General features: G+C 36.6%; 13 protein-coding genes. 3 read left to right on the forward strand and 10 right to left on the reverse strand.

All coding sequences use genetic code 11. From position 1 onward, the window contains the following. Nucleotides 1–50: 50 nt before the first annotated feature. The 3 genes from EV200_RS10275 to EV200_RS10285 form a co-directional block, all read right to left on the reverse strand. Entirely contained in the window at nt 51–659 is a 609-nt protein-coding gene (locus EV200_RS10275; RefSeq protein WP_132532016.1) for a superoxide dismutase, read from the reverse strand. Nucleotides 660–1,062: 403 nt separating this feature from the next. Then, nucleotides 1,063–1,530 carry a nucleoside deaminase gene (locus EV200_RS10280; RefSeq protein WP_132532019.1) on the reverse strand — a complete coding sequence of 156 codons (468 nt, stop codon included), beginning with the start codon at nt 1,528–1,530 and terminating at the stop codon, nt 1,063–1,065. Between the two features lie 271 nt (nt 1,531–1,801). Beyond that, nucleotides 1,802–2,137 (reverse strand): tRNA-binding protein, encoded by a 336-nt coding sequence (locus EV200_RS10285; RefSeq protein ID WP_132532254.1) that lies wholly within the window; start codon nt 2,135–2,137, stop codon nt 1,802–1,804. A 229-nt stretch (nt 2,138–2,366) separates the two neighbouring features. On the opposite strand from EV200_RS10285, the gene EV200_RS10290 reads away from it, so the two are divergent. The 3 genes from EV200_RS10290 to EV200_RS10300 all read left to right on the forward strand — a co-directional run bounded on the left by EV200_RS10290 (nt 2,367) and on the right by EV200_RS10300 (nt 7,009). Beyond that, nucleotides 2,367–3,842: a xylulokinase gene (locus tag EV200_RS10290; protein ID WP_132532022.1), complete on the forward strand. Its 1,476-nt coding sequence runs from the start codon at nt 2,367–2,369 to the stop codon at nt 3,840–3,842. A gap of 24 nt (nt 3,843–3,866) precedes the next feature. Continuing rightward, complete coding sequence (xylA, locus tag EV200_RS10295) at nt 3,867–5,198, forward strand: xylose isomerase (RefSeq protein WP_132532025.1); 1,332 nt, start codon at nt 3,867–3,869, stop codon at nt 5,196–5,198. A 131-nt stretch (nt 5,199–5,329) separates the two neighbouring features. After that, nucleotides 5,330–7,009 (forward strand): sodium/sugar symporter, encoded by a 1,680-nt coding sequence (locus EV200_RS10300; protein ID WP_132532028.1) that lies wholly within the window; start codon nt 5,330–5,332, stop codon nt 7,007–7,009. A gap of 276 nt (nt 7,010–7,285) precedes the next feature. On the opposite strand, the gene EV200_RS10305 is transcribed toward EV200_RS10300, so the two are convergent. The 7 genes from EV200_RS10305 to EV200_RS10335 form a co-directional block, all read right to left on the reverse strand. Then, a complete protein-coding gene (locus tag EV200_RS10305; protein WP_132532031.1) occupies nt 7,286–7,672 on the reverse strand; it encodes a hypothetical protein in 387 nt (128 codons plus the stop codon). A gap of 4 nt (nt 7,673–7,676) precedes the next feature. Further along, nucleotides 7,677–8,906: an ABC transporter permease gene (locus EV200_RS10310; protein WP_165877908.1), complete on the reverse strand. Its 1,230-nt coding sequence runs from the start codon at nt 8,904–8,906 to the stop codon at nt 7,677–7,679. Between the two features lie 84 nt (nt 8,907–8,990). After that, the gene (locus EV200_RS10315) at nt 8,991–9,632 is read right to left on the reverse strand and encodes an MBL fold metallo-hydrolase (protein ID WP_132532034.1); all 642 of its coding nucleotides are present in this window, start codon (nt 9,630–9,632) and stop codon (nt 8,991–8,993) included. A gap of 7 nt (nt 9,633–9,639) precedes the next feature. Next, nucleotides 9,640–10,227: a gliding motility lipoprotein GldD gene (gene gldD, locus EV200_RS10320; RefSeq protein ID WP_132532037.1), complete on the reverse strand. Its 588-nt coding sequence runs from the start codon at nt 10,225–10,227 to the stop codon at nt 9,640–9,642. 42 nt (nt 10,228–10,269) lie between these two features. Then, a complete protein-coding gene (locus EV200_RS10325) occupies nt 10,270–11,013 on the reverse strand; it encodes a shikimate dehydrogenase family protein (protein ID WP_132532041.1) in 744 nt (247 codons plus the stop codon). 98 nt (nt 11,014–11,111) lie between these two features. Further along, nucleotides 11,112–11,879 carry a phosphosulfolactate synthase gene (locus tag EV200_RS10330; RefSeq protein ID WP_132532044.1) on the reverse strand — a complete coding sequence of 256 codons (768 nt, stop codon included), beginning with the start codon at nt 11,877–11,879 and terminating at the stop codon, nt 11,112–11,114. A gap of 60 nt (nt 11,880–11,939) precedes the next feature. Continuing rightward, nucleotides 11,940–13,343 carry a tetratricopeptide repeat protein gene (locus EV200_RS10335; protein WP_132532047.1) on the reverse strand — a complete coding sequence of 468 codons (1,404 nt, stop codon included), beginning with the start codon at nt 13,341–13,343 and terminating at the stop codon, nt 11,940–11,942. Nucleotides 13,344–13,421 lie beyond the last annotated feature (78 nt).

Genomic DNA, 13,421 nt, shown 5'->3' on the forward strand with positions numbered 1-13,421 from the left:
AAAGTCCCGATTTTGATACCGGGACTTTCTCAATTATTTAAATGGATTGCTTACAATGCTTTTTTGTAAAGTTCTGCAACAGCATCCCAGTTTACAGCATTCCAGATTGCAGCTAAGTAATCCGGGCGTTTATTTTGATATTTTAAGTAATATGCATGTTCCCAAACATCAATACCGAAAATAGGTGTTCCTTTTACTTCAGCAATATCCATTAAAGGATTATCCTGATTTGGAGTAGATGAAACCTGAAGTTTTTTATCAGCACCAACAGATAACCAAGCCCAGCCTGATCCAAAACGTGTTGCACCAGCTTCCTGTAATTTAGTTTTTAATTCAGCAAATGAACCAAAAGTTTCAGTAATTGCTTTAGCTAAATCGCCTGTAGGTTCGCCACCTTTATTTGGACCTAAAACGTTCCAGAATAAAGAGTGATTATAGTGACCGCCACCATTGTTTCTTACAGCAGCAGGATATTTAGAAATATTTTTAACGATTTCCTCAATGCTTAAATTTGCTTCAGGTTTGCCTTCAACAGCTTTATTTAAGTTAGTTACGTAAGCCTGGTGATGTTTATCATGGTGAATTTCCATGGTAGTTTTATCAATATGCGGTTCTAATGCGTCTGTAGCGTAATGTAACGCTGGTAATTCAAAAGCCATAGTTTTTATGTTTTAAATTTAAAAATGTTTGTTGAGCAAATATAACATTCGTAGGTTAAGATTTGTTCATGTTATTATCATCAAATGGTATTTCGTTCTTAACATAGAGTAGACTTGCTTATTCAAATGAAGAGACTGGATAAAAGAAATTCAAAACCATAAGTTAGGTATAGGGGGTATTTTTATTGAAAACATTAAGGGATTAAGGATTATCAAGTTAGGGTGTGCATATCGATCTTTTTTCTTTTCGCGTTAAAATATTAAGGATTATTAAGGTGTTTAGCATTTAGTCTTGATACATGATACTAGCTACTTACTACTAATATATATCAGTTCTTAATTCTTACTTTAGCGCCTATTCTTGATACCTGATACTCGCTACTTGATACTAATTACTACTCCCTCATCTTCTCTTCGCAAAAAAGCTTTTCATCATTGCAGCACATTCTTCGGCCATTACGCCACCTTTCAGTACTGTTTTTGGATGTAGCAAATTTGATCCTTTAGAAATAAAGCCTCGCTTTTCTTCTCTTGCTCCATAAACAATTCTGCTGATTTGCGTCCAGTAGCTTGCTCCGGCACACATTACACAAGGTTCAATGGTTACATATAAAGTACAATCTTTGAGGTACTTTCCGCCAATGGTTTGTGTCGCAGAGGTAAAAGCCTGCATTTCTGCATGTGCGGTTACATCATTAAAGCGTTCTGTTAAATTGTAGCCTCGGCCAATAATTCGGTTTTTACTTACCACAATGGCGCCAATTGGAATTTCATCTTCAGCTAATGCTTTTTTAGCCTCTTCTAAAGCCAGCTTCATGTAATGGATATCTTGTTCACCCGAATCGGTGTCTTCGAAATTGTAAAAACTCATGTAGCAAATATAGGCAATCTTTAATGCTGACTTAAGTTGATTTATGACATAATGCCATTTCAGTGGTTCAGCTTTAAGTAATATATAATATATAAATTCTTCCCGCTAATCTTGCCGATTAAAGAAGATATTAATATATTTCAGGTAAACTAAAAATCTGGATGAATTACTTTGATCTGCGGGATTTATAAATTGTAAAATAGTTCCCGTTGATTTTCGATAATCTCGCAGATGAAAATAAGCCGTTAGTAGATAAATCTGAATGGCCAAACTATACCAATTTGCTCCCATTAGGAACCTTGCGTTCTACAGCCGATAATACAATATCACCATTTTCATCCGCAAACCCTGTAACTAAAAATTCAGACATAAATTTCCCAATTTGTTTCTTCGGAAAATTAATTACACCTATAATTTGCCTGCCAATTAATCCAGATAAGGTATAGTGTTTGGTAATTTGGGCGCTACTGGTTTTTATGCCTAATTCACCGAAATCTACCTTTAATTTATACGCAGGTCTTCTGGCATCAGGAAATTTCATGGCATCTACAATGGTTCCAATTCTGAGCTCTACCTTTTCAAAATCATCCCAGGATATTTGTTGCATCATTTTCATTTTACTTGTGCCTAAAGTAATAAATTATCAATCAATACTACCTTCATTAAGGCATAATTAACCTTTTCAACTCTAATAATTCAATCACAAGTTTCATATTTAAGCCGCTTATTTCATAAAAAAGAATTAATAAAAGTTAAAAAATTTGCGATTAAGAATTTTAGAATTAACTTTATGCAACCGTTTGCATAACCAAGTATTAAAAATTAATTATAAACGAATGTATTTATTAGGTATTGATGTTGGTACATCATCCATAAAGGTTGCAGTTGTAGATGTTAATACGCAACAATGCGTTGCAACAGCCCAATATCCAGATCAGGAAACAGAAATAAAATCCATTAAAAACGGTTGGGCAGAACAATCTCCAATGGAGTGGTGGCAAAATGTACAACAAGCTATACTTAAAGCTAACACAAACACTAATTTTGATCCTAAGGAAATTAAAGCAATTGGTATCGCTTACCAGATGCATGGTTTAGTCATAGTAGACAAAACGCAACAAGTTTTGAGAGACAGCATCATCTGGTGTGATAGTAGGGCTGTAGAGATAGGTGAAAGTGCTTTCGAAGCTATTGGTCATGAAAAATCATTATCACATTTATTAAATTCTCCGGGAAATTTTACGGCTTCCAAACTTGCGTGGGTAAAAGAAAATGAGCCAGAAGTTTTTGCACAAATTGATAAAATCATGTTGCCGGGCGATTTTATTTCCATGAAATTAACAGGAAGCATTACCACCAGTATTCCGGCTTTGTCTGAGGGTATTTTCTGGGATTTTCAAAATGATGAAATCTCTGGGGATCTGATGGATCATTACGGATTTGATGAAAATCTGATCCCGGAGATAAAACCATTATTTTCATCGCATGGAAAACTGCTTGAAGAAATAGCCATATTGCTTGGACTTACAGCAGGAATTCCGGTTTCTTACAAATCTGGCGATCAGCCCAATAATGCTTTATCTCTAAATGTTTTTAAACCTGGTGAAGTGGCTGCAACCGCAGGTACATCGGGTGTAATTTATGGTGTAAGCGATGAGTTGACATATGACCAGGAATCAAGGGTAAATACTTTTGCTCACGTAACCTACACGAAAGAAAAGAAGCATACAGGTGTGTTGCTTTGCATTAATGGTACGGGTAGCATGTATCGGTGGGCTAAACATAATTTTGCTCCACAGGCGAGTTATCCTGAATTAAACAAACTTGCTGCAACATCACCTATTGGTAGCAAAGGTTTAAAAGTACTTCCTTTTGGAAATGGTGCTGAACGCATGTTAAACAATAAATATACCGGCGGACAAGTGCTGGGTATCGACCTTAACCTTCATCAACAGGCTGATATTTTCCGTGCTGTACAAGAAGGAATTGCCTTTTCTTTTAGATATGGTTTGGATATCCTGCGTGAAAATGGGATGCAGCCAAAGGTAATTCGGGCGGGCCGGGCGAACTTATTTCTGAGCGAGGTATTTGCACAAACATTTGTTGATGTAACGGGAATTCCTGTGGAATTATATGAAAATGATGGAAGTGTTGGGGCGGCATTGGGTGCCGGCATTGGTGCGGGAATTTTTAAGAATGCAGAAGATGCCTTTACCCAACACCAGGTTATCAAAACCTTAAATCCTCAACATTCTGAACAATACGAATCGATTTATCAGGAATGGAAAGAAATTTTAATCAAATTATTATAAATAGAACCGCAAATTAAGAGTACAATGAAAAACGTAGTAACAGGAGAAAAAGAATTTTTTAAAGGTATAGATCAGGTTAAATTTGAAGGTTTAGAGAGCGATAATCCGCTTGCTTTCAGATGGTATGATGCCGATAGAGTAGTGGCCGGAAAAACAATGAATGAGCATTTTAAATTTGCTTGTGCTTATTGGCATTCCTTTAATGCAAATGGTGCAGATCCTTTTGGTGGTGCCACGCATGTTTTCCCATGGGATGAAAAGAAAGATGCCGTTGAAAGAGCTAAAGATAAAATGGACGCTGCCTTCGAGTTTATCACCAAAATGCAAATGCCTTACTATTGTTTCCATGATGTGGATGTAGTTGATTACGGAAATAATATTGCTGAAAACGAAAACAGGTTACAGGCATTGGTTGAATATGCCAAACAAAAGCAAGCGGATAGTAGTGTAAAATTACTTTGGGGAACAGCAAATTTATTCAGCCATGAACGTTACATGAATGGTGCTTCTACTAATCCTGATTTTAAAGTTTTAGCACATGGTGCTGCCCAGGTTAAAGCTGCACTTGATGCAACCATAGCCCTGGGTGGTGAAAATTATGTTTTCTGGGGTGGTAGAGAAGGTTATATGAGCCTATTAAATACCAATATGAAACGTGAGCAGGAGCATTTAGCACAGTTTCTACATACGGCTAAAGATTATGCCCGTAAACAAGGTTTTAAAGGTACTTTCTTTATTGAACCTAAGCCATGTGAGCCATCAAAACATCAGTATGACTACGATGCAGCTACGGTAAAAGGCTTTTTACAGCAATACGATTTATTAAATGATTTCAAATTAAATCTCGAAGTTAACCATGCTACTTTAGCGGGTCATACCTTTCAACATGAATTACAGGTTGCAGTGGATAGTGGTTTGTTAGGATCTATTGATGCCAATCGTGGCGATTACCAAAATGGCTGGGATACCGATCAGTTTCCAAATGATATTAACGAATTAACTGAATCCATGCTGATTATTTTAGAAGGCGGTGGTCTTCAGGGTGGTGGTGTGAATTTCGATGCTAAAATTCGCCGTAATTCTACAGATCCGAAAGATTTATTTTATGCTCATGTTGGTGGTATGGACATTTTTGCCCGTGCGTTAATTACAGCTGATGCCATTCTTCAAAAATCTGATTACAAAAAAATAAGAACAGATCGATATGCCTCTTTTGATAGTGGTAAAGGAGCTGATTTTGAGCAAGGAAAATTGAGTTTAGAAGATTTAAGAAACTATGCCGCTGAAAATGGAGAGCCTGAAGTGAGAAGTGGCAGACAAGAATATTTAGAAAATCTAATCAACAGATACATCTAAAATTTAGTACTTAGTTAAGATCATAAATTAATAAACGTCTTTTTAACGTTTTTTTCTTAAAAAAATGTCATTATTAATTTATGATTTTACTACATTTAGATTTCTAAACCAAATAACCTTTATATCATTCAATGAAACAAAACTTACTGGACACGAAGGATTACATTGTATTTGCAGTCTACTTCGTTATTGTAGCCGCCTATGGTCTCTACATCTACAATAAGAAAAAATCTGCCTCAACAGGTTCTAAAGATTACTTTTTAGCAGAAGGCTCGCTTACCTGGTGGGCAATCGGTGCATCATTAATTGCCTCCAATATTTCTGCTGAGCAGTTTATCGGGATGAGTGGATCTGGCTTTAAAATGGGGCTCGCCATTGCTACTTACGAGTGGATGGGTTCTTTAACGCTGGTTATTGTTGCTGTTTTCTTTATCCCTGTTTACCTTAAGAATAAAATTGCAACGATGCCTCAATTCCTGCACCAGCGCTACAATGGTACTGTTGCCATGATTATGGCCGTGTTCTGGTTATTGTTATATGTAGTCGTTAATTTAACTTCTATCTTATATCTAGGTGCGTTAGCCGTAAGCAGTATCTCTGGTTTCGATTTAACATTCTGTATGTATGCCATAGCCGCATTTGCCATCTTAATTACGCTTGGTGGTATGAAGGTGATTGGCTATACTGATGTAATCCAGGTTTTTTTCTTAATTCTGGGTGGTTTGGCTACTACTTATCTGGCACTTAATTTAGTATCTACTCATTATGGTACAACAGGTGTTCTAGAAGGCTACAGCCTGATGAGCAGCAAGGCATCAGAACATTTTCATATGATTTTGAAACCTGATAATGAAAATTATATAGATTTACCTGGTTTAAGTGTTTTGATCGGTGGTATGTGGATTGTGAATTTAAACTATTGGGGCTGTAATCAATACATCACACAAAGGGCTTTAGGAGCAGATTTAAAAACAGCTCGTGGTGGATTGTTATTCGCCGCATTCTTAAAATTGTTAATGCCTATCATCGTGGTGCTTCCAGGTATTGCAGCATATGTACTTTATAAAGATGGCGCATTCCAGGCTGAGATGTTGCAAGATGGTTCTGTTAACCCTGATCGTGCTTATCCGGTATTGTTAAACTTATTACCCGCCGGACTTAAAGGCTTATCATTTGCTGCTTTAACGGCTGCCGTTGTAGCTTCGTTAGCTGGTAAGGCCAATAGTATTGCTACCATCTTTACCCTGGATATTTATAAAAAGGTTTTGAAAACAAATGCATCAGAGAAAGATCTCGTATTTACGGGTAAAATCGCTGTTGTAGTAGCCATGGTTTTAGGGGTTTTAATTGCACCTCACTTAGGGATCGATAAAAAAGGCGGTTTCCAATACATTCAGGAATATACAGGTTTCGTATCTCCAGGTATTTTCGCCATGTTTATTTTAGGATTCTTCTGGAAAAGATCAACTTCAAATGCAGCATTATTCGCCACAATTGGTGGTTTTGGATTGTCTCTACTCTTAAAATTCTTACCTGGAATGATGGATCTTTCTTTCTTATCTGGAATAGGTTTTTCTGTTAAAACAGCGGCCGGTATATATGAAATTCCTTTCTTAGATAGAATGGGTATTGTATTTGTGTTCTGTATTTTAGGAATGGTGCTGATCAGTTTAACTGAGTTTAGAAAAGGAGTGGCTAATCCAAAAGGACTAGAAATTGATTCTAGCATGTTTAAAACAACAACAGGTTTTGCGGTTGGTGCTTTAATTATTGTTGGTTTATTAGTTGCTTTGTATGGTGTTTACTGGTAGTAGATATGATATATGAAAAAGAAGCCCGAATCATTTTATTTTGATTCGGGCTTCTTTTTATAAACTAAATTTGATGTCTGGTTAGTCTGGATTTATAATCCAGACTGATGTTCCTGAGGATTTTTAATCCTCTATACATGATATCATTATAGGGTTGAACGTTAGCCCAATACCGTAAAATAAGCTATATAAACAAAGTCGTTGAGGGTAGATTATAAATCCACAGGTATAAAGGTCAGGAAAGAATTTTCACACTAACGAACGAAAGTTAGTCAATTATTGAGCGCAAGGTCCATCGGGAATTTCCTTACTAATTTTTAAAACTTTTGTAACCACCAGTGTTGAATCAAAATCAGCGGAAACTACTGATGTGTCAGATTTTGCAAAATAGCCTTCCAACTCAACATAAACAGGCTCATAGGGCTTTTCGAAATTAAGATTGCTGTATGACAGTTCCAGATTTTTAACGCTATCTGCCACCCAGTATTCGCGGCCATCATCGCACATGGTAAATGATTTCATTTCCGGACCAAAGCTGTATAATCCTTTTACGATTTTGACGTTACTTTCTTCTTCCTGACCGGCTTTCCCTTTTCGGTTACAAGCTGTAACGGCTACTCCAAGGAGTACAACAAATACAAATGCCTGTTTAACTAACTTCATCCCTTTATATCGTTTGATTAATTTGGTCTATCTTTTTAACACTTAAATTTGATGACAAAGCTGATGCCAAAAATGAAAAAAATCCTACCGTTACGAAGACCAGAATATAGTCCTTCCATTTAAGACCGATAGGATATGATTCCATCAGTAGATTTGCTTCGCCCATTTTAATAATTCCATATTTGTGCTGAATGAAATAGAAAATCAGCCCAATTATTAAGCCCAGTATACAACCCGACATCGTAATCATCATGCCTTCAAATAAGAAGATGCGCTTAATCAGTTTTTTACTTGCGCCCAAACTGCTTAAAATGGCAATGTCTTTTACCTTATCAATCACCAACATCGTCAGTGAGCCAATAATATTAAAAATGGCAATGATCAGTATGAAGGTAAGAATAATATAAACTGCCCATTTTTCTGTATTTAAGATGTGATAGAGCGATTGGTTTTGTTCTGCCCGGTTACGGACTTCAAAATCCTTACCGAGCTTCTCTGCCACTTCTTCCTGAAAATGATCCACATCGGTTCCGGCTTGCAGATTTATTTCTATTGTTGATACATTTTTTTCCTCTCCAAGCAATTCTCTTGCAAAAGCCAGAGGCACAATAATACCATTATCAAATTCTTGCTGAACCTCAAAAACGCCACTTACCCTAATGCTCTTATTCACAAAATCATCAGTAGGATTTAAGGTATTCACCGCAATCGTTTTTTTAGGTGAAAAAATTTCCATTTCGGTAAACGGATCGAGGGTATTTACAGTTAGCTGGCTTTGTAGTGTAGAACCTATCACAGCATTGTATCCATTTTTATCCTGTAAAATGAAGTGGCCTTCTTTTATGGAACTATCCAGTTTACTGTTTTTTAAATAAGCCAAACTTACGCCTTTCACCATGCCTACAGCTTGCTTTTGGTTGTATTTTAATAATGCATTCTCTTGCAATACCTCTGTGTAGGAGAAAACGGCTTTATTTTTTTTAAGCGATGAAAAGTACTTGGTATCTGGGTCAAATGTTTTACCCTTTGCCGGAACGATAACGAGTTCTGGTGTCATGGTATCAAATAGCCCCAGCACAACTGTTTCCAAGCCATTAAATACAGAAAGGATAATAATCAGTGCTGCACTTCCCACCATTACGCCAACCATTGATATGCCGGATATCAGGTTAATGGCATTGGTAGACTTCTTTGCAAACAAATAACGTTTTGCAATATATAGGGGCGTATTCACAGCGGTAAAGATAATTAAAAGGTCAAGGTTTAAAGGCTGAAGCCTGTAAATCCCTTTACAATAAATTGTTTATTATCATCCAATTTATTTGAAAAAGGGATTATGTTGTTTTTCATAACCAATAGTTGTTGCCGGACCATGGCCAGGATAGACTTTTGTTTCATTAGGTAAAACGAAAAGCTTCTGTGAAATGTTTTGAATTAATTGCTGATGATTTCCTCCCGGAAGATCTGTACGGCCAATACTCCCCTGGAATAATACATCACCACCCATTAAAGTATGATCTGCCGCGCTGTAAAAGCATAAATGTGCAGGCGAGTGGCCTGGAGCAAAAATGATAGAAAGTGAACTGTTCCCAAATATAATCGTATCCTGATCTGTTAAATACCGCTCTGGCAGTGGGGAAACCTGATACTTGGTAAAGCCCATAGATGGTGCGTAGCTTGGCACTGCATTTAAAACAGGAAGCTCGCCTTCGTGAAATTGAGGCTTTAAACCATAAGTGTCATCAACAAACTTATTGCCAAAAACATGGTCCAGGTGGCAATGTGTATTTAACAATAATACCGGTTTAAGTCCATTATCCTTAATATAGGTAACCAATTCATTTTGCTCATAGCCTTCATACATTCCCGGATCAATAATCACACATTCCTTTGTTTCATCAAATAAAATATATGTATTCTCGCTATAGGCGTTAAAAGTCAGGGTTTTTACGGTAATCATAAGGCTTTTAGTTTTTCCACCTGAAGGTGGATATTAATGTGTCGATGTCTTTTTTGATAAAATTAATTACTGGAGCAATTGAGTCATAATGAGGGCGTTCATTAAAATATAAGGCACCTCTAAAATAATTTTTTGTGCTATCGGTTAAAAAAAATTGAACAGAAGATGCTGTATTTCCTTCAATAGAATAGTAAATACCATAAACTTTTCTATCCGGATAGTTAATTAGTTTCTGATCGATGGCACTTGCTTTTATGGTGTGTTTAAAAGCCAGTTTACGGGCATCTTCAACCATTTCATCGTATTCTTTTTTACCTGTGAAATCATAATAGGTGAGGTGCAGGAATCCATTAAATTGTTTAAAGTGTAAATTATACCAGTATTTTTGAGCGTCGCGACTTACGTCTTTTTCTAAAGTAGCATATTTTGGATAGGCGAAACTAAAAGGAACGGGCGCTGAAAGGGATTGATATGATTTCTCAGGATATTCAATCCGGTAATAAGCTCTTGGTTTCGGGCTGTAATCATTGTTTTGACAAGCCGAAAAACTTAAAAGCAGAACAAACTGAAAAAGGATACAGTATATTAATTTCATTGTTCTATCGTCATTATTAAGGCCAATTAAGCGACACTTAAATTATGTATTCCATATTGCCCAGGCTTTTTCGGCTTGCTGATGTAACATTTCCAGTCCGTTTTTAGTTACCGCTCCCTGAGCTGCAGCCTTAGAAAGAAAGGCTGTTTCTAATGGATTATAAACTAAGTCGTATGCCAAATGCTGATCTCCAATTTTTGAATAATCTATTTCTGGAAAAGTATCTACATTCGGAGACATGCCCAATGGCGTGGTATTGATCAGTAATTTATAGTTGGCTAAAATATCTGGCGTTACTTCCGAATATAAAATTGCGTTTTCTGCTGCTTTGCGAACCACCACTTTATACTCTATGCCCAATTTTTCCAATACATATTTAACAGCTTTGGCTGCTCCGCCATCTCCAAAAACCAATGCTTTTGTATGCTGCTGTTGTAATAAGGGTGATAAAGATTTTTCGAAACCAAAAGCATCTGTATTAAAGCCTTTTAAGTGGACTTCACCTTCAAGCCGATTAACACAAATGCAGTTTACGGCACCTATTTTTTCAGCAGCTTCGTCAATTTCATTTAAAAAAGGTAACACACCTACTTTATGAGGAATGGTCACATTTAAGCCGGATATTGTGGTCTCGGCACTTAATAGCTCGGGGAGTGATTGAATATCTTCAATTGAATAAAGTTCATATTGATGATCAACGATGCCTTCATTTAAGAATTTCTCCGTAAAATACTTCTTAGAGAAAGAATGAGATAGTGGAAATCCGATAAGGCCGTAAGTTTTCATATTCAAATTTACTCCGTAGCAAATCAGGAAGCAATCTTAAAACGGTAGAAATTAACTTCCGTGATAGATTGCTTCTTGCCTTGCAATAATAATATGGGTTATTTAGTCTGGTTCAGAAAGAAATCAAAAGTATCACCTCTCAATCCTAAACGTATAGTTTCTAAAGGAATTACTTCTGCTGGTGCAATGTTGCCCAGGTTTACATTCGATCCGATCAGTTTTATAAACCAAACCTGTTGTTCTTTTTGTGGAGCTTCCCAGATAATGGTTTCTTCAGGGATTTGTGTTAAAATTTCATCCACCAAGCCTTCGCGTACTTCACCGCTTCCACGATAAATACCTACGTTTCCACCTTCGCGTGCTTCTGCAATAACTTTCCAAGAGCCTGCCTCAAGTTCAGCCTGCATTAATTTGATCCATTTGTATGGTGCAAAGATTTTAGCTGCATCTTTACTACCCACTTCAGAAATTACGGTAACCTGTTTCGCTAACTCCTTGATGTAATTGCATTTCAAATCATGCTCAATTTCAATTGAACCATCTGATACTTCGGCATATTCCATTCCATATTGATCTAGAATGCGCTGATAATCGGAAAACTGGTTGCGGATGATAAAGGCCTCAAATAGTGTTCCTCCAAAATAAGTAGGAATACCGGCACTTTTATATAAAGCTAATTTCTCTTTAAGGTTTGGTGTAACGTGAGATGTAGCCCAACCTAATTTTACGATATCTGTATGTACGCCGGCAACTTCGATAAAATCTTCCACCTGGCGAAGGCTTAATCCTTTATCCATAACCATCGTAAGGCCACTCTGGCGTGGTTTAGCAGGACGTTCAGGAACGTTTAATAATGGGTAATTCATATGCATACAAAAGTGAAAAAAATTTTGAGATTTATTTGTTAAATTTTTCTCAAAAGGTTTTTACCGGATATATCGGTTTATAACATTGATAATGGCACTATTATCCTGCAATTGTGGTAAATATTCAAACAAAATATAATGCTTATCTGGATCAGTTGTTAAGGCTGTTTCCAGGAATCCCAGGGCATCAGCATAATTTCCCAAAGCAAATAAATAGGCTACCATGCGGTAATATAGTTCTGCTGCCTCGGGATTATTCTTAATAGCTTCAGCCATCGTTTCTGATGCTTCCAATAATTTACCCTGTTCATAAAGAACGGTACTAAAATCTAACCAGGCTTCAATATCCAGTGGATTATATTCTAAAACCTTTTCATATGCGGTAATGGATTCTTCAATCTGACCAAGTTTATAATAAGCATCAGCCATTGCAAACCAGAAATCTGGGTTTTCAGCCTCTAAATCAATTGCTTTTTTATAGAAATGTAATGACTCAAAGTAGCGCTCTTCATGGTTAAGCGTTACGCCAATTCCGAACCAGGCGTCAGCCATTTTCGGATCCATTTTAACCGATTTTTTGTAATAAGACCGAGCCTCATCCATCTTCTCTAACTTCTCATAACACTCCCCAATGGCACAATAAGTATCGGCATTGGGTTGCTCATATTCGAAAGTTTGCTTATACACCTCAATGGCCTCCTCATATTTATCTAACTGTACTAAAGCGTTGCCTTTGTTAAAATATGCAGAGCTGAAATCTTCCTTAATTAAAATGGCATAATCGTAAGCATCTATTGCCTTTTCGAAAAGATTTAATTTATGAAAACTGTTGCCCAGATTATACCATGCAGCATATGAATAAGGATCGGTATCAATGTATTGCTGATAAAATTTGATGCTTTCTTCTTGTTTATCCAAAACATCATAACAGAAAGCCAGTTCATACAATCCATCCTGGTTTTCCATATTTTGTTCTAAACTCAGTTTGATGTAGGTAATGGCGCTTTCGTAATCGCTCATACTTTGATACACATACGCCATCTGCAATAGAATTTCGTCTGTACTCTCTGCTAAACCAAGTGCCTTTTCATAATTTTCCAAAGCCTCACTAAAACGTTCTGTGTTTTGGAAAATATTTCCCCGTAATAAATAAATATCCGGTTCTGATGGTTCCAGCAATTCTGCTTTTTGCAGGGCTAGAAAAGCCTGATCATGATTATTGGTTAAAATATAAAGATGTGCCTGTTTAATTAAAAAAACGGTTGCGTAAGGATGTTGATTAACGGCATAATCTACTACCTGCAAAGCCTTAACCGGATCATTTTTTTCAATGTAAAAATCTACAATATACTCAAAAGCGCCAGCATCAAAAAAGTACTGATCCTGATTACGAATCATCTCTTCGTAGCGCTCTACAGAACGCTGTGCGTCTTCATTGGATTCAAAAAAGAATTCTTCTTCCATATACAATTAAATTAAAGAACCGTGCCAATTGGCAGAAAGATACACTATAAGTTTACCAATTAAAATTATTCAATTCAG

It is taken from the genome of Pedobacter psychrotolerans (assembly GCF_004340665.1).
Classification (GTDB): domain Bacteria; phylum Bacteroidota; class Bacteroidia; order Sphingobacteriales; family Sphingobacteriaceae; genus Pedobacter; species Pedobacter psychrotolerans.